This is a genomic window from Oryzomicrobium sp. (assembly GCF_021287045.1).
Lineage (GTDB): Bacteria > Pseudomonadota > Gammaproteobacteria > Burkholderiales > Rhodocyclaceae > Oryzomicrobium.
In genome coordinates, this window is record NZ_JAJTBG010000002.1 from 276924 (window position 1) to 298377 (window position 21454).

18 protein-coding genes are annotated in these 21454 nt (G+C 70.9%); 8 read left to right on the forward strand and 10 right to left on the reverse strand.

Annotated features, from left to right (window positions below):
* Positions 1 to 20 precede the first annotated feature (20 nt).
* The 4 genes from LWW89_RS03185 to ptsP are packed head-to-tail and all read left to right on the forward strand — an operon-like array spanning position 21 to position 3734.
* Entirely contained in the window at positions 21 to 1172 is a 1152-nt protein-coding gene (locus tag LWW89_RS03185; protein ID WP_293260921.1) for an FAD:protein FMN transferase, read from the forward strand.
* Positions 1173 to 1210: 38 nt separating this feature from the next.
* Positions 1211 to 1624, forward strand: coding sequence for a PTS fructose transporter subunit IIA (locus LWW89_RS03190; RefSeq protein ID WP_293260924.1), 414 nt, complete (start codon positions 1211 to 1213; stop codon positions 1622 to 1624).
* Positions 1625 to 1669: 45 nt separating this feature from the next.
* The gene (locus LWW89_RS03195) at positions 1670 to 1948 is read left to right on the forward strand and encodes an HPr family phosphocarrier protein (protein WP_293260927.1); all 279 of its coding nucleotides are present in this window, start codon (positions 1670 to 1672) and stop codon (positions 1946 to 1948) included.
* Between the two features lie 43 nt (positions 1949 to 1991).
* Positions 1992 to 3734, forward strand: coding sequence for a phosphoenolpyruvate--protein phosphotransferase (gene ptsP / locus LWW89_RS03200; protein ID WP_293260930.1), 1743 nt, complete (start codon positions 1992 to 1994; stop codon positions 3732 to 3734).
* 57 nt (positions 3735 to 3791) lie between these two features.
* Here the strand turns inward: ptsP and LWW89_RS03205 are convergent, their stop codons facing one another.
* On the reverse strand, positions 3792 to 4142 hold the full coding sequence (locus LWW89_RS03205) for a DUF1840 domain-containing protein (protein ID WP_293260933.1): 351 nt from the start codon (positions 4140 to 4142) through the stop codon (positions 3792 to 3794).
* A 155-nt stretch (positions 4143 to 4297) separates the two neighbouring features.
* Here LWW89_RS03205 and can point away from each other — a divergent pair, with 155 nt between their 5' ends.
* The 4 genes from can to LWW89_RS03225 all read left to right on the forward strand — a co-directional run bounded on the left by can (position 4298) and on the right by LWW89_RS03225 (position 7743).
* Positions 4298 to 4969, forward strand: a complete 672-nt coding sequence (gene can, locus LWW89_RS03210) for a carbonate dehydratase (protein ID WP_293260936.1) — start codon at positions 4298 to 4300, stop codon at positions 4967 to 4969.
* 2 nt (positions 4970 to 4971) lie between these two features.
* Entirely contained in the window at positions 4972 to 5922 is a 951-nt protein-coding gene (gene dmeF / locus LWW89_RS03215) for a CDF family Co(II)/Ni(II) efflux transporter DmeF (protein WP_293260939.1), read from the forward strand.
* A gap of 108 nt (positions 5923 to 6030) precedes the next feature.
* Positions 6031 to 6945, forward strand: a complete 915-nt coding sequence (locus LWW89_RS03220) for an ROK family protein (RefSeq protein ID WP_293260942.1) — start codon at positions 6031 to 6033, stop codon at positions 6943 to 6945.
* Positions 6946 to 6990: 45 nt separating this feature from the next.
* On the forward strand, positions 6991 to 7743 hold the full coding sequence (locus tag LWW89_RS03225; protein WP_293260945.1) for an MOSC domain-containing protein: 753 nt from the start codon (positions 6991 to 6993) through the stop codon (positions 7741 to 7743).
* Positions 7744 to 7759: 16 nt separating this feature from the next.
* On the opposite strand, the gene LWW89_RS03230 is transcribed toward LWW89_RS03225, so the two are convergent.
* From LWW89_RS03230 to rsmB, 9 genes are all read right to left on the reverse strand, one after another.
* A complete protein-coding gene (locus tag LWW89_RS03230; protein ID WP_293260948.1) occupies positions 7760 to 8896 on the reverse strand; it encodes a hypothetical protein in 1137 nt (378 codons plus the stop codon).
* A 55-nt stretch (positions 8897 to 8951) separates the two neighbouring features.
* Positions 8952 to 10970, reverse strand: coding sequence for a primosomal protein N' (locus tag LWW89_RS03235; RefSeq protein ID WP_293260951.1), 2019 nt, complete (start codon positions 10968 to 10970; stop codon positions 8952 to 8954).
* Positions 10971 to 11364: 394 nt separating this feature from the next.
* Positions 11365 to 12447, reverse strand: coding sequence for a uroporphyrinogen decarboxylase (gene hemE, locus LWW89_RS03240; protein ID WP_293260954.1), 1083 nt, complete (start codon positions 12445 to 12447; stop codon positions 11365 to 11367).
* A gap of 244 nt (positions 12448 to 12691) precedes the next feature.
* The gene (locus LWW89_RS03245; RefSeq protein ID WP_293260957.1) at positions 12692 to 14299 is read right to left on the reverse strand and encodes a potassium transporter TrkG; all 1608 of its coding nucleotides are present in this window, start codon (positions 14297 to 14299) and stop codon (positions 12692 to 12694) included.
* A gap of 44 nt (positions 14300 to 14343) precedes the next feature.
* Positions 14344 to 15774, reverse strand: a complete 1431-nt coding sequence (trkA, locus tag LWW89_RS03250) for a Trk system potassium transporter TrkA (protein ID WP_293260960.1) — start codon at positions 15772 to 15774, stop codon at positions 14344 to 14346.
* Positions 15775 to 15945: 171 nt separating this feature from the next.
* Positions 15946 to 17208 carry a response regulator gene (locus tag LWW89_RS03255; RefSeq protein ID WP_293260963.1) on the reverse strand — a complete coding sequence of 421 codons (1263 nt, stop codon included), beginning with the start codon at positions 17206 to 17208 and terminating at the stop codon, positions 15946 to 15948.
* A gap of 30 nt (positions 17209 to 17238) precedes the next feature.
* A complete protein-coding gene (locus LWW89_RS03260) occupies positions 17239 to 19410 on the reverse strand; it encodes an ATP-binding protein (protein ID WP_293260966.1) in 2172 nt (723 codons plus the stop codon).
* Complete coding sequence (locus tag LWW89_RS03265; protein ID WP_293260969.1) at positions 19407 to 20048, reverse strand: DUF4390 domain-containing protein; 642 nt, start codon at positions 20046 to 20048, stop codon at positions 19407 to 19409. The genes LWW89_RS03260 and LWW89_RS03265 overlap by 4 nt, the downstream gene beginning before the upstream one ends.
* Entirely contained in the window at positions 20011 to 21417 is a 1407-nt protein-coding gene (rsmB, locus tag LWW89_RS03270) for a 16S rRNA (cytosine(967)-C(5))-methyltransferase RsmB (RefSeq protein WP_293260972.1), read from the reverse strand. Before rsmB ends, LWW89_RS03265 begins: the two co-directional genes overlap by 38 nt.
* Positions 21418 to 21454 lie beyond the last annotated feature (37 nt).

The following is a 21454-nucleotide window of genomic DNA, read 5'->3' on the forward strand; positions in this document are numbered from 1 at the left end:
CGCGCCGGCCGCGCCACGCCATGCCGCAGTCTCAGTCCCTGCCGTTCCTCCCCACCGCCCGCCGCCTCTGCCTTGCCCTGGCCGCCGCCCTGCTGCTCGCCGCCTGCGGCGCGCCGTCCACGGTGCAACGCGAAGCCTTCGTCTTTGGCACCCGGGTCGAGGTGCTGGTGGCCGAACCCAAGGTCTCCAAGGGCGAGGCCGAGGACGCCATCGGCGCCGTGCTGGCCGAGTTCGACCGGCTGCACCGCACCTACCACGCCTGGCAGCCCTCGCCCCTGACCGAGCTGAACCAGGCCTTTGCCGCCGAGCGGCCGGCACCGGTGAATGCCGAGATGGCCGGCCTCATCCAGGAATCCCAGCGCCTCTCCGCCCTGGGCAACGGCTTGTTCGACCCGGGCATCGGCAAGCTGGTGGCCCTGTGGGGCTTCCATTCCGACACCTTCGCGCCGCGCCTGCCCGACCCGGGCCAGGTGGCCGGCTGGCTGGCCTCGCGCCCCTCGGTGGCCGACGTGACCGTCACCCCCACGGCCAACGGCTTCGAGGTGCGCAGCCGCAAGGGCAGCGTCGCCCTGGACTTCGGCGGCTACCTGAAGGGCGTGGCCCTCGACCGCGCCGCCGCCATCCTGCGCCAGCACGGCGTGAGCCACGCCCTGGTGAACATCGGCGGCAACGTCATGGCCCTTGGCGACAAGTTCGGCCAGCCCTGGCGGGTCGGCATCCAGCACCCGCGCCAACCCGGCCCCCTGGCGGCCCTGACCTTGAAGGACGGGGAGGCCATCGGCACCTCCGGCGACTATCAGCGCTTCTTCGAAGTGGACGGGCACCGGTATAGTCACCTTCTCGACCCGCGCACCGGCCGGCCGGTGACCCATACCCAGGCGGTGACCGTGCTGGTCAGCCCGGGGCCGGGCCTGCCCGCTGGGGTGGGCGCCCTGTCGGACGCCGCCTCCAAGCCGGTGTTCATCGCCGGGCCCAAGGAATGGCGTGCCCAGGCGGCCCGTTTCGGCCTGACTCAGGTACTGCGGGTGGACCAGAACGGGGCCATCGAGGTCACCCGGCCCCTGGCGGCCCGCTTGCAGTGGGTACCCGGCGCAGACGGCAAGACCCTGCCGGCCCATACCGAGGTCGACCTGCCCGGCGCCGGGAAACCTCCCGCCGCCGCCACGAACTAATTTGGAGCATCCGCCCCGCGCTGTTGCATGAAAACGGAATGACTGCTGGAATCTTGATCGTTGCCCACGGCGACCAGGGACGCGCCCTGATCGACTGCGCCACCCACGTCTACGGCACCCCGCCGGAGCGGCTCGACGCCGTTTCCGCCGGCCAGGACGAGCCCCATGACGCCATGCTCGTGCGCCTGCGCGCCGAAGTGGCCAAGCTCGACGACGGGGCCGGGGTGCTGGTGCTCACCGACCTGTTCGGGGCCACGCCCTGCAACCTGGTGCGGGAGCTGCTCGTGCCGGGCAAGGTGGCGGCCCTCTCCGGGGTGAACCTGCCCATGGTGCTGCGCGCCATCCGTTTCCGCGACCAGCCACTGGCCACCCTGATCGAACGGGTCCAGGCCGCCGCCGTGGAATGCACCGTGGCCGTGCCGGCGCCGGAGGCGGCCGACCCCCAGCCGTGACCGTTTTTCGCCATCGATAACAACACTCGAACAGGACTTCGAACCATGACCCAGGCGATCCGCACCGAAACGGAAATCGTCAACAAACTCGGCCTGCACGCCCGCGCCTCGGCCAAGCTGACCCAGACCGCCGGCCGCTTCCAGTGCGAGGTGTGGATGGAGAAGAGCGGCAAGCGCATCAACGCCAAGAGCATCATGGGGGTGATGATGCTGGCCGCCGGCAAGGGCTCCAAGGTGACCCTGGAGACCATCGGCGGCGACGCCCCCCAGGCCATGGAGGCGCTGCTGGCCCTGATTGCCGACAAGTTCGGCGAAGGAGAATAAGCTGCCCGCCCCCGCCGCACCGACCCGCCCGGCGGCCGCCGAGATGAGCTTCACCCTGCATGGACTGGGGGTGTCCGGCGGCATCGCCATCGGCTACGCCCAGCTGATGTCCCACGCCACCCTGGAGGTGGCGCACCTGACCATCGCTCCGCGCATGGTCGAGAAGGAAGTGGCGCGCCTGAAGGCGGCCGTTGCCGCGGTGCATGCCGAGCTGGAGGAACTGCGCGAGGAAACCGCCAGCGCCGCCCCCGAGTTGCAGGCCTTCGTGGACATCCACGCCCTGCTCCTGGCCGATCCGGAACTGGCCGAGGTGCCCCTGGAGATCATCCGCGAGCGGCGCTGCAACGCCGAATGGGCCATGGTGCAGCAGATGGAGTCCCTGGTGGCCCAGTTCGACGCCATCGACGACCCCTACCTGCGCGAGCGCCGCGCCGACGTGCGCCAAGTGGTGGAGCGGGTGATCAAGGAGCTGATGGGCCGCCCCGGCCGGGCGGCGATGAAATCGGCCAAGGGGGTGCGCGAGGAGGACCAGATCATCGTCGCCCACGACCTGTCGCCGGCGGACGTGATCACCTTCAAGGAACACCGCTTCGCCTCGTTCATCACCGACGTGGGCGGGGCTACCTCCCACACCGCCATCCTGTCGCGCAGCATGGCCATTCCGGCCATCGTCGGCCTGCGCGACGCACGCTCGGCGATCCGCGACAACGAACTGGTGATCATCGACGGCACCCGGGGCGTGGTGATCGTCAATCCTGACCCCCGGGTGCTGGAGGAATACCGGCTGCGCAAGTCGGAGCGGGAGATCGAGCGCTCAAAGCTGAAGCGCCTGAAGACCGCCGAATCCGAAACCCTGGACGGGGTGAAGATCGAGCTGCTGGCCAACATCGAGTTGCCCGAGGACGTGGAGGCGGCCATGGAGGCCGGCGCCCAGGGCGTGGGCCTGTTCCGCACCGAGTTCCTGTTCCTCAACCGGGGCGACATGCCCGACGAGGACGAACAGTTCGAGGCCTACCGCAAGGTGGTGAAGGGCATGGAAGGCCGCCCGGTGACCATCCGCACCTTCGACCTGGGGGCCGACAAGGCCCTCGACACCTCGCGCCACTCGACCAACCCGGCCCTGGGCCGGCGCGCCATCCGCCTGTCCCTGTCCGAGCCGAAGATGTTCCAGGTGCAGCTGCGCGCCCTGCTGCGCGCCTCGCGCTACGGCCGGCTGAAGATCCTGGTGCCGATGCTCGCCCATGCTAGCGAGATCGACGCCACCCTGGCCGCCCTGGCCCAGGCCAAGGCCACCCTGCGCGAGAAGAAGATTGCCTTCGACGAGTCGGTACCCATCGGCGGCATGATCGAGATTCCCGCCGCGGCCCTGGCCATCAACATGTTCCTCAAGCGCCTGGACTTCCTCTCCATCGGCACCAACGACCTGATCCAGTACACCCTGGCGATCGACCGGGCCGACGAGGAAGTGGCCCACCTGTACGACCCGCTGCATCCGGCGGTGACCATGCTGATGGCCCACACCCTGGCCTCCGGCGAAAAGGCCGGGGTGCCGGTGTCGGTGTGCGGCGAACTGGCCGGCGACATTGCCCTGACCCGGCTGCTGCTGGGCATGGGCCTGCGCCAGTTTTCGATGCACCCGGCCCAGATCCTGGAAGTGAAGCAGCGGGTACTCAAGTCCGACGTGAGCGAACTCACCCCCCAGGTGCGGCGCATGCTGCGCCTGGAAGAGCCGGGCAAGATCCGCGAGGCCCTGGACCGGCTCAACGCCCCGCCGGCGAGCGACTGACCCGAAGCGCAACCGCTGGGCCGTGACCGCTGGCGGCCCGGCCCCGGGGGATGCCGCTCAGCGCGGCGGGTAGAAATCCTTGGCCGCTTCCCACAGCACCGGCTCGTCCTTCTCCCGGGCCCGGCCGAGCATGTTGATGAGGGGCTGGGCGCGGATACCCAAGCCCACCAGCTCGTGGGGCTCGATGCCCACTTCGGGCACTTCCACCGCCGCCTCGTGGCCCTTTTCCTTGAGGGCCTTGTCGTGGGCCACCACCGCCGCCAGGCGCTCCAGGGCCTCGGGCACCTCCTCGGCGAGGATGATGCCCCGGGCCACCGGCTCCTTGCCCAGGACGGTAAGAAGCTTGCGGGCAACATCGTCGAACATGATGAGATCGGCGGCGTTCTTGCAGAAAAACTTGACGATCATGGCATTTTCTCCTGGCTGATCGCACCATTCTACCCGAGCGCCGCCGCCCCGACCCGCCGCCCCCCCTGGGGTAGAATGAATTCCATTCCATCATTCCGCGTCCTGCCCCGGCCACCCGGCCTTGGCGCAGCGGCGCCTCCCGGAGCGTCCCCATCATGCCCAGCCTTGACCACCTCTTCGAACGCAACCGGAGTTGGGCGGAAAAGATCCGCGCCGAAGACCCGGAGTTTTTCGACCGCCTAGCCAAGCAGCAGGCCCCCGAGTACCTGTGGATCGGCTGCTCCGACTCCCGCGTGCCGGCCAACCAGATCACCGGCCTGGACCCGGGCGAGGTGTTCGTGCACCGCAACGTCGGCAACGTGGTGGTGCACTCCGACCTGAACTGCCTGTCGGTGTTGCAGTACGCCGTAGACGTGCTGCGCGTGAAGCACGTGCTGGTGGTGGGCCACTACGGCTGCGGCGGCGTCAAGGCCGCCCTGCACGGCCTGCGCGTCGGCCTGGTGGACAACTGGCTGCGCCACATCCAGGACGTGCGCCAGAAGCACGCCGCCCTGATCGACGCCGCCGCCCCCGAGGTACGCCACGACCGCCTGTGCGAACTGAACGTGATCGAGCAGGTGTTCAACGTCAGCCACACCACCATCGTCCGCGACGCCTGGGACCGGGGCCAGGACCTGACCGTGCACGGCTGGGTGTACAGCCTGGAGAACGGCCTGGCCCACGACATGGGCATCTCCGTCGCCCAGCACGACGACGTGCACAGCGCCTACGAGAGCGCCCTGGCCCGCCTCGGCACCTTCCCCCCGGCCCAGCCTACCCAGGAATGACCATGGCCCCGCCGCCGAACGCCCCGGGCTGCGCCCACTCCCACGCCTTCGTCGTCGCCAGCGGCGCCGCCGAGCAGCGCACCCGTTGGGTCACCTACCTGACCCTGGCGATGATGGTGGTGGAGATCGCCGTCGGCTACCTGAGCCAGTCCATGGCCCTGCTCGCCGACGGCTGGCACATGGGCACCCACGCCTTCGCCCTGGGCCTGGCCGCCCTGGCCTATGCCCTGGCGCGGCGCCACCGGGACAACCCGCGCTTCGCCTTCGGCACCTGGAAGATCGAGGTGCTGGGCGGCTACACCAGCGCCCTGTTCCTGCTGGTGGTGGCGGTGACCATGGTCTGGGAATCGGTGGAGCGCCTGCGCAATCCCCTGGACGTGCATTACGGCGAAGCCCTGGTGGTGGCGGTGGTTGGCCTGCTGGTGAACCTGGGCAGCGCCTGGCTGCTGGAAGGGGGGCACGGCCACGACCACGCCGGACACGACCACCACGGCCATGACCATGACCACGATCACGCCCATCATGGCGACCTCAATTTGCGCGCCGCCTACGTGCATGTGGTGGCCGATGCCGCCACCTCGGTGCTGGCCATCGTCGCCCTGCTGGGCGGCCTGTACTTCGGCTGGGTTTGGCTCGACCCGGTGATGGGTCTGGTCGGCTCGGCGATCATCACCGTCTGGGCCGTGGGCCTGGTGCGCGACACCGGCCGGGTGCTGCTCGACGCCGAGATGGATTCCCCGGTGGTGGCCAAGATTCTCGACGACCTGCGCCACGACCCGGAGCACCCGGCCCAGCTCACCGACCTGCACGTGTGGCGGGTCAGCCGCAACCAGTACGCGGTGATCGTCGCCCTCTCCAACGCCTCCGGCGCTGGCCCCGACCACTACCGGCGGCGCCTCGCCCGGCGCAAGGAGTTGGCCCACATCACCGTCGAGGTGAGCCACCGCGCCTGACGCCGGTGGAACCAGCCTGCGGAATGGGCACAACCAATGGGCGCAACCCATTGCCAGGCGGGCCGCGGCGGCATCTAATGCCGTCCTCCCCTTTTGCCTTTTTCTTCCATGCTGCGCATCGGCATCGACCTCGGCGGCACCAAGATCGAAGCCATCGCCCTGGCCGCCGACGGCCGGGCGGTGGCGCGTCGCCGCGTGCCCACCCCCCAGGGGGACTACCCGGCCACCGTGGGTGCCGTGGCCACCCTGGTGGAGGCCATCGAGCACGAGTGCCGCGCCCGCGCGACTGTGGGCGTGGGCCACCCCGGCGCCCTGGACCACCGGGGGTTGATCAAGAACGCCAACTCCACCTGCCTGATCGGCCATCCCCTCAAGCGCGACCTGCAAGCCCTGTTGCAGCGCGAAGTGCGCCTGGCCAACGACGCCAACTGCTTTGCCCTGTCCGAGGCCATCGACGGCGCGGGGCAGGGCGCCGCCAGCGTGTTCGGGGTGATCCTGGGCACCGGCGTGGGCGGCGGCATCGTCCTTAACGGCCAGCCCCTGACGGGGGCCAACGGCATCGCCGGGGAATGGGGCCACATGCCCCTGCCGCTGCCCGCCGGCGACGACCTGCCCCTGCCGGCCTGCTACTGCGGCCGTGCCGGCTGCATCGAGACCTACCTGTCCGGCCCCGGGCTGGCCGCCGACCACCTGCGCCATAATCCTCACGCTCCCGGCCAGCCCCTGGACGCCCCGGCCATCGTCGCTCGGGCCGAAGCCGGCGATCCGGCCTGCGCCGCCACCCTGGCCCGTTATGAGGAACGCCTGGCCCGGGGCCTGGCCCAGGTGATCAACCTGCTCGACCCGGAGGTGATCGTCCTCGGCGGCGGCCTCTCGGCCATCGCCCGGCTGTACGAGAACGTGCCCCGGCTGTGGCTGCCCCACGTCTTCTCCAACCGGGTGGTGACCCGCCTCGTGCCGCCGGTGCATGGCGATTCGTCCGGGGTGCGCGGTGCCGCCTGGCTGTGGCCCCTGACCGCCTGACGCGCCGATTCCCGGCCGCCCCTTGACCCTTTCGACGCAACCGCCATGACCGCTCCTCTGGAAACCCGCATCTTCGTCGGCGCCATCCGCCCCCTGCCGCCGGAAGGCCAACCCACCGGCATCTTCAAGGCCCCCCTGGCGGCGCCGGCGGCCGTCGGCCCCCTGGGCATCGCCGGCGACCAGCAGGCCGACCTGCGGGTGCACGGCGGGGTGGAAAAGGCGGTACACCAGTACTGCGCCGACCACTATCCCCGACTGGCCGCCGCCTTTCCCCAAGCCGAGGCCCCCTTCGTACCGGGCAGCCTGGGGGAGAACCTGTCGGTGGCCGGCCTCGACGAGGCCGCCGTGTGCATCGGCGACCGCTTTCGCCTCGGCACGGCGCTGCTCGAAGTGAGCCAGCCCCGCTCGCCGTGCTGGAAGATCGACGCCCGCTTCGGCATCGACTCGGGGCGCCACGGGCTGGCCCGCTACATCGCCCAGCACGGCCTGACCGGCTGGTACTACCGGGTGGTGGAAGCCGGCACGGTGCAGCCCGGCGACGCCCTGACGCAGGTGGCGGAGGGCGCCGGACGCCTCAGCCTGGCGGCCCTGTGGAACGGCTGGCACGGCCTGCCGGAGGGCAGCGCCGATCCTTCGCCGGCTTGGCTGCGCCACCTGGTGGCGACGGTACCGGCCCTGCCGGCGAGCTGGCAGAAGAAGCTGACCGAACGAGCCGCCTGGCTGGAGGCCAACCGGCCCGCCAGCGCCCAGCCTGCGGTCGCCGCGCCGCCCCTGTGGCACAACCGTCCGGCGGACTGAACGCCCGCCGGCGGGCCTAAACCGCCAGATCCACCTGTTGCAGGCTACCGGGCCGGCCGTCTTCCATCAGGTACAGCCCGGAGGCGCGCAACCGGCCTTGGACGTCGCCCAGGGGATCGTCGCTGCTGGCCGCGCCGCGGTAGAGGAAGGGGGTGGCCACGCTGCCCAATGCCAGGGCACCGATGCCCGCGTCCTTGAGGCTGGTCAGCTTGTCCGTCGCCACGCCGTTCTCCAGCTGGCGCTGCCACAACACCAACTGGCCCCAGACCGGATCGGATTCGTCGATCCAGCCGTTGTGGTCGCTGTCCAAGGCCGCCAGCTCGGCGAAGCCGTCGCCGCTGACAGCGCCGAACAGCTCCCGCCCGTCGTCGATGCAGCCGTTGCCGTTACGATCCCAGGCGAGCAGGGCACAGCCGGGGCCGACGAAGGGGATCGACTCCCGCGTGCCATCCCCGTCCAGATCGAAGCGCAGCCCGGGGCCGTCCAGGTTGGCGGTGCCGCCGGGCAGGGTGAGCACCAGGGGGTCCTTGAAGGCGTAGGCCTTGCCGTCCTGCTCGACCCGGCTCACCGCCACGCTCTCCCGGGCCAGGGCGAAGTCCATGGATACGTCGATCTTCCGGCCGTCGGCGGTGCATACCTGGCCCCGGGCGCAGTAGCTGACCGATTCGCTCTCATAGCGGGCAGCGGTGGTGGTGCTATGCCATTCCACCGCCACCGCCGGGCGCTGGTCGAGCACGCTGGCGGTGGTGCCGGTGCCGCCCGCCTTGGCCGGCCACAGGTCGGTGAGGGTGAGGGGGGCCGAGCCCTCCGCCCCATCCGTTCCCTCGCCGCGCAGGATGGCCAGCAGGTCGGCGAGCAGCCGCTCCAGGATCTTGCTCAGGCGCAGGCCGTCGCCCTGGTTCGTGGACTCCGCCCCACGGGCGGCACTGATGGAGAAAAAGCCCGGGGGCAGGGCATCGCTGCCGGTCGCCGCGCCATCGTCGGCGCCTTGCGCCGTGGCCGTGGCGCCGCCGGTGTTGCGGGCCAGGCCGTCGGCCATCAGGGCACCGAACAGTCCGGTGCGTACGGCGTAGCGGGTTTCCTGGCTCAGTTCGGTCCGGGACGATTCCCGGTGGGCTGCACTTTGCTGCAGCTGGCTGTCGGTGATCTTCATGGGCGCCTCCTCGTGGGTGGGCCCGTTCATTTGCAACCGCCGTGCCAGCCGGTTTTCAGCACTCCAGGGGGTCCACCTCCAGGTGCCAGCGCAGCCGGCCGGGGGCGGGCAGGGCCGCCAGGGCCGGGGTGAAATCGGCCAGGAAGGCTTGCAGGGCGGGGCGGGCGCCGCATTCGAAGAGCAACTGGCCCCGTTCCAGGTTGGCCAGGCGGGCCATGCGCATCGGCACCGGGTCGTAGGCAAAAACCGCCGGATGGGCGGCCAGGATGGGCAGGGCCTTTGCCGCCTTGAGGAAGGCCAGGGAATCGGCCATGTCCGGCGCCTCGGCGCGCAGCATGGCCTGGTAGGTGTAGGGCGGGAAGCCGGCCTGGCGGCGCTCTTCCAGCTCCCGGGCGGCGAAGGCCGGGTAGTCGTGGGCGAGCAGGGCGGCGAACAGGGGATGGCCGGGCTGCTCGGTCTGGATCAGCACCTCGCCGGCCAGCTCGGCCCGGCCGGCCCGCCCCGCCACCTGCATGAGCATGGCGAAGAGCCGCTCCGGGGCGCGGAAGTCGGCGGCGAACAGGCCGGAATCGGCCCCCACCACGCCGACAAAGGTGAGGTGGGGGAAGTCGTGGCCCTTGGCCAGCATCTGGGTGCCCACCAGGATGTCGGCCCGGGGCGTGCCCGCGGCCTCGTCCGGGTGGATCTGTTCGAGCAGGGCTTCCCACTGCTTGCGGCTGCGCGCCGCGTCCCGGTCCACGCGCAGGATGCGGGCCTCGGGAAAGCGTGCCACGAGCCGTTCTTCGAGGCGCTGGGTGCCCCGGCCGAAGGGGTGGATGTCCTGGTTGCCGCAGGACGGGCAGGCCCGCGGGATGCCGGCCTCCAGGCCGCAGTGGTGGCAGCGCAGGCGCCGGTCCTTGAGGTGCAGCACCAGGTTGGCGGCGCAGCGCTTGCAGCGCGACACCCAGCCGCAGGAGGGGCAGGCCAGCACCGGGGCGTAGCCGCGCCGGTTGAGGAACACCAGACTCTGCTCGCCCCGGGCCAGGCGCGCCTCCAGGGCGGCGATGAGGGCCGGGGACAGGCCGTCCTCCAGGGTCTCGCGGCGGGTGTCCACCAGGCGGATGTCCGGCAACCGGGCGCCGGCCACGGCTCGCGCCGCCAGGGTGAGCAGGCGGTAGCGCTGCTGCGGCCCGGGCTGGGCGTTGGCCCAGGATTCCAGGGACGGGGTGGCCGAGCCGAGCAGCACCGGGATGCCCAGGCCGCGGGCGCGCAGCACCGCCACGTCCCGGGCCGAGTAGCGCATGCCGTCCTGCTGTTTGAAGGAGGGGTCGTGTTCTTCATCGACCACGATCAGCCCCAGTTCGGGCATGGGGGTGAACACCGCCAGCCGGGTGCCGACGACGATGCGGGCGCTGCCCTCGAAGGCCGCCTTCCAGTGGCGCAGCCGGGCCGCCTCGGTCAGTTCCGAGTGCAGGCTGACCAGGGGCACGCCAGGGAAACGGGCGGCGATGCGCGCCTCCAGCTGGGGCGTGAGGTTGATCTCCGGCACCAGCAGCAGGGCCTGGCGGCCCGCCGCCAGGGTGTCGGCGATCAGGCGCAGGTACACCTCGGTCTTGCCGCTGCCGGTGACCCCGTGCAGCAGCCAGCCGGCAAAGCCCGGCGGCGCGGCGCCCAGGGCGTCGAGGGCGGCCTGCTGGTCGGCGGTCAGCTCCGGCAGGGCCGGGGCGGTAGCGGCCTTGGCCGCCTTGGGCTTGATCGCCCGGGCCTTGGGCGGGTCGGTGCGGCGCAGGGCGGTGGGCAGGGTTTGCAGCATCACTTCGCCGAGGGGCGCCTGGTAGTAGGCGGCGGCGAACTCGCACAGGCGGAACCAGTCCGCCGGCAGGGCCGGCAGGTCGCGCAGGATGCCATCCACCGGCTTCAACTGGTGGCGCGGCAGGTCGCTGTCCTCGCCCACGGCGACGACGATGCCGACCTTGCGCCCGCGCCCGAAGGACACCTTGACCCGGCAGCCGACGTCCGCCGCCGTGGCGTCGTCGGCCAGGTAGTCGAAGGTGCGGTAGAGGGGTACGTCGAGGGCGACGCGGACTACCGGCACGGCCGTCTCCGTCTGGAGAAACCGTGGGAAAGGCCGCCGCTGCGGGCTTGGCGGAGGTTGTTCACAGAACCTGTGGATAACTCTGTGGGGAAAGGCCGAAAAATCCGGCGAAAGCCCGGTAGGGCAAGGCTTGCTGTCATATTGCCGAAAAAACCGGCAAAATTAAATCCGTTATTTTTCAATGCGTTGGAAACGCACCCCGGATTTACGTCATAAAACCGTCAACAACGCACCAGTCCTGGGCATGACATGGCGGACTGTGCATAAGTCCGGACTGAAACGACCGTTTTCCTGACGTTTTTATCGCCCTTCTCCCCAGTTTGGTGCCCGGAACCCGAGGGACGGGTTCCGGGTACGGGGCAAGGGCGACGCCGGTGGCTGGTGCGCTTGAGCCTCAGGCGACCTGGCGGCGCCGGCGGCTTTCGGCGTGGACCGTGTCCACCAGGGTCTTGACCACGTCGGGCGGGGTGAACTGGGAGATGCCGTGGCCCAGGTTGAAGACGTGGCCGGTGTTGCTCGGCCCCGGGCGGTCGAAGGAGGCCAGCACCTTGACGGCCTCGGCGGCCACCACCTCGGCCGGGGCGAACAGCACCGACGGGTCCAGGTTGCCCTGCAGGGCGACCTTGTCGCCGACGCGGCGGCGGGCTTCGCCCAGGTCGATGGTCCAGTCCAGGCCGACGCCGTCGGCGCCGATGGCGGCGATGGATTCGAGCCACAGGCCGCCGCCCTTGGTGAATACGATCACCGGCACCTTCTCGCCGTCCTTCTCGCGCTTCAGCCCGGCGACGATGCGCTCCATGTAGCGCAGCGAGAATTCCTGGTAAGCCGCCGCCGACAGGCCGCCGCCCCAGGAGTCGAAGATCATCACCGCCTGGGCGCCGGAATCGATCTGGGCGTTCAGGTAGGCGGTCACCGCGTCCGCCGTCACCGCCAGGATGTGGTGCAGCAGGTCGGGGCGGGAGTACAGCATGGTCTTGATCTTGCGGTAGTCGTCGCTGGAACCGCCTTCGACCATGTAGCAGGCCAGGGTGTAGGGGCTGCCGGAAAAACCGATCAGGGGCACCCGGTTATTGAGCGCTCCGCGAATCTCGGACACTGCGTCCATGACGTACTTCAGCTCGCCGTAGGGGTCCGGCACCTTGAGCGCCTTGATCGCCGCCTCGTCGGCCAGGGGGCGCTCGAAGCGCGGCCCCTCGCCCTCGGCGAAGTACAGCCCCAGGCCCATGGCGTCGGGCACGGTGAGGATGTCGGAAAAGAGGATGGCCGCATCCAGGTCGTAGCGCTCCAGGGGTTGCAGGGTCACCTCGCAGGCCGCCCGGGGGTTTTTGCACAGGTTGAGGAAGCTGCCGGCCTGCTTGCGCGTGGCACAGTACTCGGGCAGGTAGCGGCCGGCCTGGCGCATCAGCCAGACCGGGGTGTACTCGGTGGGCTCACGCAGCAGGGCGCGGAGGAAGGTGTCGTTCTGCGGGCGGGCCATGGGGCACTCCGAAAAGAGGCAAAAGGGGGATTATCCCAAAACCGCCGGGGCGAGACACCGGTTGGGTCAAAAAGGCGGCGGGCCAGGGCCGCCGGCGGACCGGGCGGAAATTACCCCGCCCCGGCAAACCCCGCGCCAGTATTGGCTTTCCAGGCATGTGGCGTGAAGATCGGCCACTGGCGCGGACCTTCACGTAGGGCTGCCGGAAACCCGCGCCAATGCTCGATTTCGCCCCCCCGGACAGTCAGCGCCGCCAGAACGCCGGGGAGAGCACCACCAGCAGGGTGAAGATTTCCAGCCGGCCGAGCAGCATGGTGAACGAGCAGATCCACAGTTGCAGGTCGGTCAGCCCGCCGAAGTTGCCCGCCGGGCCGATCTCGTTCAGCCCCGGGCCGGTGTTGTTGATCATCGCCACCACGGCCGAAAAGGCGGTGAGGGGCTCCAGGCCGACCCCCACCAGCAGCATGGTGAGCAGGGCGGTGCTGGCCATGTACATGAAGGCGAAGGCCAGCACGGCGAACAGGATGGGGGAGGGCACCGAGGTGCCGGCCAGGCGCACCGGCACCACGGCGCTGGGGTAAAGGGCGCGCAGGATCTCGCGCTTGACCTGCTTGTAGAGGATCACCGCCCGGATCATCTTGAGGCCCCCGCCGGTGGAGCCGGCGCAGGTGGCGAAGCTGGACAGGAACAGCATCCACAGGGTGGCGAAATGGGGCCACTGGCCGTAGTCCACGGTGGCGAAGCCGGTGGTAGTGGCGATCGACACCACGTTGAAGGCGGCGTGGCGGAAGGCCGTCCAGGCGTCCGGATAGACGCCCCGGGCGAGCAGGAAGAGGGTGATGCCGACCACGCTGCCCAGCATCAGGCCGAGAAACCAGCCGGCCTCCGGGTCGTGGCGGTAGGCGCTCAGGGAGAGGCGGCGTAGGGCCAGGTAGTGGGTGGCGAAGTTGAGGCCGGCCACCAGCATGAAGACCACCGCCACCGCCTCGATGGCCGGGTTGTTCCAGTAGCCGTAGCTGGCGTCGTGGCTGGAATAGCCGCCCAGGCCCAGGGTGGAGAAGCCGTGCATCACCGCGTCCAGCCAGGTCATGCCGGCCCAGCGGTAGGCGCCCACGCACAGGGCGGTGAGCAGCACGTAGACGCCCCACAGGCCCTTGGCCGTCTCGGCGATGCGCGGCGTCAGGTTGCGCTCCTTCATCGGCCCCGGAGTCTCAGCCTTGAACATCTGCCGGCCGCCGATGCCGAGCAGGGGCAGGATCGCCACCGCCAGCACGATCAGGCCCATGCCACCGACCCAGGCCAGCTGGCAGCGCCACAGGTTGATCGACGGCGGCAGGCCGTCCAGCCCGGAGAGCACCGTGGCGCAGGTGGTGGTAAGGCCCGAGGCCGCCTCGAAATAGGCGCCGGTGAAGCTCGTGCCCAGTTGCAGCATCAGGGGTAGGGCGGCGAACACCGGCAGCACCGCCCAGGTCAGCACCACCAGCAGAAAGCCGTCGCGCACCGTCAGCTCGCCGCCGGCCCGACGGGTGGCGAGAAACAGCAGGGCGGCGGCGCCCAGCCCCATCCCCAGGCTGGCGCCCAGGGCGCCCAGGGCCCCGTCGTCCAGCCCCCAGGACAGGCCCAGGGGCAGCAGCAGGGTGAGGGTGAAGAAGAACAGGATCAGGGAAAACACCCGCAGCACCGGCAGGTAGGGAAACCAGCCCCGGGACTGGCGCGGCCGGGACAGCTCACCGGCGAACAGCAGGCGCAGGCGACGGCGCACCCGGCGCCGCACCGGCTGGCTGGGGGCATCGGCGTCGGCGACGGAGGCGGCCGGGTGACGGGGGCGGCCGGCGAGGGTGGCGTCGGTCATGGCGAAGGCGGGGGGCGAGGTTGAGCGGGGAGCGGGGAGCGGGATCAGAGGAAGCCGAAGGCCACCTGGAACAGGCGCACCACCTTGGGCACCAGCTCCTTGCGGGTGCAGAACAGGATGACGTGGTCGCCGGCCTGCACCACCGTGTCGTGGTGGGCCATGATCACCTGGCCGAAGCGGGTTTCCACCTCGTCCTCGGTTTCCACCAGCACCTCGGGGATTTCCATGTTGCGCACCAGGGCGGCCACCGAGACGCCCTCGGGCAGGTCCAGGTCGGCGATGCGCCGGCCCACCACCTTGGAGGTGCGGGCGTCGCCGTGCACCACCAGTTCCAGAGCCTCGGCGGCGCCCCGGCGCAGGCGGTGCACCTGGACCACGTCGCCCTGGCGCACGTGGGCGAGGAAGGCGCCGGCGGACACCTCGGCCGGGGACAGGGCGATGTCGATGGGGCCACCCTGGACCATGTCGGCATAGACACGGCGGTTGATCAGGGCCAGCACCCGGCGGCTGCCCAGGCGCTTGGCCAGGCTGGCGGCCAGGATGTTGTCCTCGTCGTCGTTGGTCAGGGCCAGGAACAGGTCGGCCTCGGCGATGTTGGCCTGCTCCAACACGTCCTCGTCGCTGGCGCCCCCGCACAACACCAGGGCGTCGTCGAGCCGGTCGGCCACCTCCTCGGCGCGCTGGCGGCTGGCTTCCACCACCGTCACCCGGCAGCGGCCCTGGAGGGCAGCGGCGACCCGGGCGCCGATGTTACCGGCCCCGGCCACCACCACCTGGCGCACCGGCTGCTCTTCGCGGCGCAGCTCGCGCAGCACCGCCGGCAGGTGCTCGGTGGGGGCGATGAAGAACACCTCGTCTCCCACCTCGATACGGGTGTCGCCGTCCGGCATCAGGGGCCGGTCGCGCCGGTATAGGGCGGCGATGCGGGCGTCGATGTCCGGGGGCAGGTGGCGGCGCATCTCGCGGATCGGGTGGCCCACCAGCAGCCCGCCCTCGTAGGCGCGCACGCCGACCAGGGTCAGCCGTCCCGCGCCGAACTCCAGCACCTGCAAGGCCCGGGGGAATTCCACTAGGCGGACGATGGTGTCGGTGACCTCCTGCTCGGGGCACAGGGCCTCGGTGACGGCGAAGTGCTCCGGGGCGAACAGGCCGGGATCGGCGAAGAAGTCGGCGCTGCGCAGGCGGGCCACCCGGCGCGGCACGTTGAAGCGGCTGTGGGCAAGCTTGCAGGCCACCAGGTTGGCCGGGTCACTGCGGGTCGCCGCCACCAGCAGGTCGGCGTCCCCGGTGCCGGCGGCGTCGAGCACCGCCGGGGTGGCGGCGTCGCCGACCACGGTGCGCAGGTCGTAGCGGTCCTGGAGCAGGACCAGCCGCTCCCGGTCGGTGTCCACCACCGTGATGTCGTTGGCTTCGGACGCCAGGTGCTCGACCAGGCTGGCGCCGACCTGTCCGGCGCCGAGGATGACGATCTTCACGGGGCTCTCCCTCCCAGCCCACCCGGTATGCGGGCGTGGCGGCCATTGGCGGCCGCTGCGGCGGCCTGTCGGTTTGTTCTTCGCCATGCCGCGAGCCTGGGGCTCGATGCGGCGTGGGTTGCATGGCGCACGTGTGCTGCGGGCGGCGCTGTCGCCCGGCCGCTGGTTCGTTTATTCCTTGCTGCGTCCCACGGGCAGGCCCAGTTGCTTGAGTTTGCGGTAGAGGTGGGTGCGCTCCAGGCCGGTCTGCTCGGCCACCCGGGTCATGTTGCCGCCAGCCACCGCCAGGTGGTGGGCGAAGTAGGCTTTTTCGAAAGCTTCCCGGGCCTCGCGCAGGGGCTCGCCGAAGAGGGCGGCCAGGGCCTGCCCCGGGCCGTCGTTGCCGCTGCTTTCGGCGGTGAGCAGGCGTCCCACCTCCTCGGCGCTGATCTCGTCGTCGAGGGCGGTGAGGGCCAGGTTCTTGACCGTGGCGGAAAGGGCCGACCAGCCGCCGTCGTCGCCGGGCCAGCGCTGCTGGCGCAGCAGGTTGAGGGCGCCGCTGGACAGGCGCTTGTGCGGCACCTCGCCGCGCTCGGCGAGCAAGGTGAGGAGCAGGGTGGCGATCTCGGGCACTTCGTCGCCCCGGTCGGCGAGGGGTGGCAGGGCCAGGCGCACCTCGGCCAAGCGGCTGACCAGGGCCGGGTCCCAGCCGGCCTCGGGCAGGGTGGTGGCGGACTTGCTGCTGGCGGCCACCAGCATCAGCTTGTGGCGCTCCAGCCGCTCCAGGGCGAAGGCCAGGTTCATCTGCTGCAAACGTCCCAGGCTGGGTAGCTCGGGGACGAACAGCAGGCCGCCGGCCACTTCCTGGAGGCGCTCCTGGGTGAGGGGGCCGGATTCGACGGACAGGTCGAGCCAGGGCGCCTGGGGCGCCTGCAAGGTGCGGGCGCAGACTTCGGCCATGCCGCCGGCGGGACAGCGCAGCAGCACCGCCCGGGTGCGGGCGGCGGCCTGCTCCAGGCGCTTGCGGAATTCCTTAAGCAGGGGCACGTGGGCGAAGGCTTCCAGGGTCATCACCGGCTTGGCCGCCGGGGTCTCGTGCTTGAGCACGCGCTTGACCGTAGCCAGCAGCTTTTGCAGGGCGATGGGTTTTTCCAGGAAGTCGGCGGCGCCGAAACGGGTGGCCTCGACAGCGGTATCGATGGTGCCGTGGCCGGACATCATGATCACCGGCATGGTCAGCTGCCCTGCCGCCGCCCATTCCTTGAGCAGGCTGATGCCGTCGGTGTCGGGCATCCAGATGTCGAGCAGCACCAGGTCGGGGCGGCGCTCGGCGCGTGCCCGCCGGGCGGCGGCGGCGTTTTCCGCCAGCAGCACGGCGTGCCCCTCGTCGGCGAGGATTTCGGAGAGGAGCTCGCGGATGCCGACTTCGTCGTCGACTACGAGGATCTGGGCCATGGGAGTACTCGGTTCGTCCAGTTCAGGGGGTCAGGCGGCGGCCGCCAGGGGGATGCGCACCCGGATCAGGGCGCCCCGGGGCGCCCGGTTGGCCAGGGTCACGTCGCCACCATGCTCGTCGGCGATCTTGCGCACGATGGCCAGGCCCAGGCCGGTACCCTTGGCCTTGGTGGTGGTGTAGGGCTCGAAAGCCCGGGCCAGGACCTCGGCGGGGAAGCCGCAGCCGTTGTCGGCCACCACCAGTTCGGCGTAGCGGCCGGCGATAGTGGTGCTCAGTTCGATGCGCGGCGCCGGAGGCGGTTCGGCGGGAGAATCGCCCCCCGCTCCGCTATCCGGCGCCGCCGGGTCGCCCAGGCCCTCCACCGCATCCTGGGCGTTGCGCAACAGGTTGTGGATCACCTGGCGCAGTTGGGTGGCATCCCCCAGCACCGGCGGCAGGTCCGGGGCCAGCTCGGCCACCACCGGAGCCTGGGAGGCCTCGTAGAGGCCCAGCACCTCGCCCACCAGGGCATTCAGGTCGAGGGGTTTCAGTTCCGGCGGCGGCAAGCGGGCGTAGTCGCGGAAATCGTCCACCATGTGCTTCATCGCCTGAACCTGGTTGATGATGGTAGTGGTGGAACGTTGCAGCAGTTCGGCGTCGCCGTTGCCCAGCTTGTCGGCAAGCTTGAGTTGCAGGCGCTCGGCGGACAGCTGGATGGGGGTGAGGGGATTCTTGATCTCGTGGGCCAGACGCCGCGCCACTTCGCCCCAGGCGGCGGCGCGCTGGGCGGCGATGAGCTGGCTGACGTCGTCGAACACCACCACGTAGCCACCGCCGGACGCGGCCGGCAGGGATGAGCCGCGCACCAGCAGGATGCGGTGGGCGCCGTCGGCGCCGACCATGTTCACTTCCCGCTGCCAGTCCTCGTCCGGATGGGCGGCGAAGGATTCCCGGATGGCCTGGACGTATTCCCCCAGGCGCGGCCAGTCTTCCGCCGCCACGCCGATCAGCCCGACCAGGTCGTCGCCGAGGATGTGGCCGGCGCCCTGGTTGGCGGCGTGCAGGACGAAGCGGCGGTCGAAGGCCAGCACCCCGGCGGACAGGTTGCCGAGGATTTCTTCCAGATAGGCCCGGGCCGATTCCAGTTCCGCCCGGTGCCGCTCGGTGTCGCGCCGGGCGTCGTCAAGCTGGCGGGTCATGCGCGAGAAGGACTGGGTCAGCACCCCCAGCTCGTCGCGGCTGTAGATGGCCTGGCGCGGCGTGAAGTCGCCGGCGGCCACCGCCTGGGTGCCTTCGGCCAGGATCGACAGGGGCGCCGATAGGCGCCGAGCCAGGACGAAGGCCAGGGCGATGGCGCCGAGCAGGGCGAGCAGCAGGGTCAGGGTCAGGGACAGGGCATACAGCCGGGTCAGGCCGGAGCGGGCCAGGGCCAGTTCCTGGTAGTCCCGGTACACCGCCTGTACCGCGTCGGCGTTGGCCGCCAGGGCGTTGGGCACCGGCTGGGTGAACTGCACGTAGCGCGGCTCCTCGCCCAGGTGGAAGGTGCTGATCGGCAGCACGATGCGCAGGGTCAGGTCCTGGCCGCTTTCCCCTTCCACCTCGGCCGTGCCCCGGTTGAGGCGGGCCTGCTTGAGCTGGGAAGGGGAGGGCAGGCTGGGCAGCAGGTTGGCCAGGCCGGCTGAGGACGAGGCCAGCAGCTGGCCCTGGGGGGTGACGAGCAGGGCGGTGTCTGCATCCACCTGCTCGCGCAGCCGATTGAGCATCACCCGGCGCTGGGCATCGGGGCGGTCCGCCAGTTCCTGGACGGCGGCGCGGCCCCGAGCGGAGAACTCGGCGAGGCGCGTATCGAGGGCGGAACGGCCCAGGTTGAGGCCGGCCTCCAGGGCTTTTTCCACCCGCACGTCGAACCAGCTCTCGATGCTCTTGGTGACGAAGCGCACCGACACCCCATAGACCAGGGCCCCGGGCACCACCGCCATCAGGCCGAAGAACAGCACCAGACGCAGCTTGAGCTTGGAGCCGAACACCTGGGCCCGGTGCTCCCGGGCCAGTTGGGCGATTTGCCACACCACCAGTCCGACCAGGCTCAGGGCCACCACCAGGTTGCCCACCAACAGCCAGGGGTACTGGCGAGTGAACAAGGGGGTGTTGCCCGAGGCCAGGGTGAGCAGCAGCAGCAGGAAGCCCCCCAAGGCGGCGGCGGCGGCGATCAACAGCTTCATCGCGTCTCGCTCGGCAGGGCCGGGGGGACGAAGGACCAGCGCACCCAGTCGGAGGTGAGGGTCCAGTCCCGGTTGGCCAGGGCGCTGATCTGGAACGGCTTGGGCAGCTGGGAGGTATCCAGGCGCAGGCGCAGGGCGGCCTCGTAGGTCTCGCCCGGGCGCAGCTGGTGGCGGTCCAGCACCGGCCACTGGCGCAGGCGGGAAAGCAGGCGCAGGGCGTCGTCCAGGGAGGCGAAGCTCTGGTGCAGGGCGCCCACGGACAAGCGGTACTGGCGGGTCAGGGCGTGGTAGGAGAGGCGGAAGGTCTGGCTGCGGCTGGCCACGGTTTCGTCGAGCCACCACCAGCGCCGCCGGGTCACCTCGAAGTCGATGACGAAGGGCAGCACCACGCCCCGGGTCGCGGCTTCTTCAAGACGGGCGGGCAGCTCGAAGGCGAAGTCGGCGGACAGGACGTAGCCGTCGTCCCCGGCGCTCAGGGCCGGCTGGCGGATTTCAATTTCCGCCGCCGCTGCCGGCAGGACGGCGAGGCAGCACCAGGCGAGCAGGGCCAGCAGCGGCCCGGCGAAGCGGCGCCGCCAGCCGGCGTCCCCGCGGCGGGGGTCACAGCGGTTTGTGCAGGAGGGCGTAATAGAAGCCATCGTGGTCGGGGCCGGGCAGCCAGGTTTCCTCGTGGAGCAGCGCCGCCTGGCCCTGGATGGCCGGGTCGGCAAGGAACGCGGCGATTTGTCCGGTGTTTTCCTCGGGGAAGACGGAGCAGGTGGCGTAGAGCATTTTTCCGCCCCGGGCCAGGGTCGGCCATAGGGCGCGCAGGATTTCGCCCTGGGTGCGGGCGAACGAGGCGATGTCCTCGGGGCGGCGCAGCCATTTGCTGTCGGGGTGGCGGCGGGCCACGCCGGAGGCGGAGCAAGGCACGTCGGCCAGGATGCGGTCGAAGGGCTTGCCGTCCCACCAGCGCGCCGTGTCGCGGCAATCCGCCGCCTTCACCGCCGCCGCCAGGCCGAGCCGCTCCAGGTTCTGCTCGATGCGTTGGCAGCGCTCCGGGGAAACGTCCAGGGCGAGCAGGCGCACGTCGGCCAGTTCCAGGATATGGGCAGCCTTGCCCCCCGGGGCCGCGCAGGCGTCCAGGATGCGCTGGCCGGCGGCCAGTTCCAGCAGGTGGGCGGCGCGTTGGGCGCCCGGGTCCTGCACCGACACCAGGCCTTCGGCAAAGCCCGGAATGTCCTGGACCGGCCGGGGTCGCGCCAGGGCCAGGCCCTCGGCGCCGACGGGCGTGCTCGGGCAATCCACTGCCGCCAGCCGCTCCGCCATCTCCGCCACCGCGGCGCGGCGGCGGTTGACCCGCAGGGCCATGGGCGGCGCCAGATTGGCGGCGACGAGCAGCTCCTGCCAGCGGTCCGGATACGCCAGGCGCAGCTTGTCGCGCCACCAGGCCGGGTGCCAGGTCTGGGCATCCTCATTGCCGGCCAGGGCCTGAGCGAGCCGTTCGCGGCGGCGCAGGGCATTGCGCAGCACCCCGTTCACCAGGGCGCGGAAACGTCCGCCGGCCAGGTGGCCGGCTGCTTCCACCGCCTGGTCCACCGTCGTGTGGTTGTCCTCGGGCTCCGCCACCAGACGGTACAGGGCGAGCAGCAGCAGGGCATGGATATCTTCGCTGGGCAGCGGACGTTCGAGCAGCTCACCCAGGATGGCGTCGCCGATGCCGTAACGGCGCATGGTCCAGTAGATCATGTCCTGGGCCTGGGCCCGCACCGTGCCGGTGACGTCCCGCCCCCGGGGCACGGGCACGCCGCGCCCGAGCAGTTCGGCCAGGCTGCGCCCGGCGAGCACGCCGGCCACCACGGGCACGGCCAGCAGAAAAGCGGTGGCCAGGGCGTCGGCCGGCGGCCAGGGAGGTAGCCGCAGCGGCGCGGAATCGGTTCTGGGGCGACCGGGAGCCTGCGGGCGCGACGGAGCGGAACGGGACGGCGAACCGGCATGGGCCGGGGAACGGGTGGGACGTTTGAGCATGGGGGCAGTTTAGCATGCCCCTATGCCCGTCCCGCCC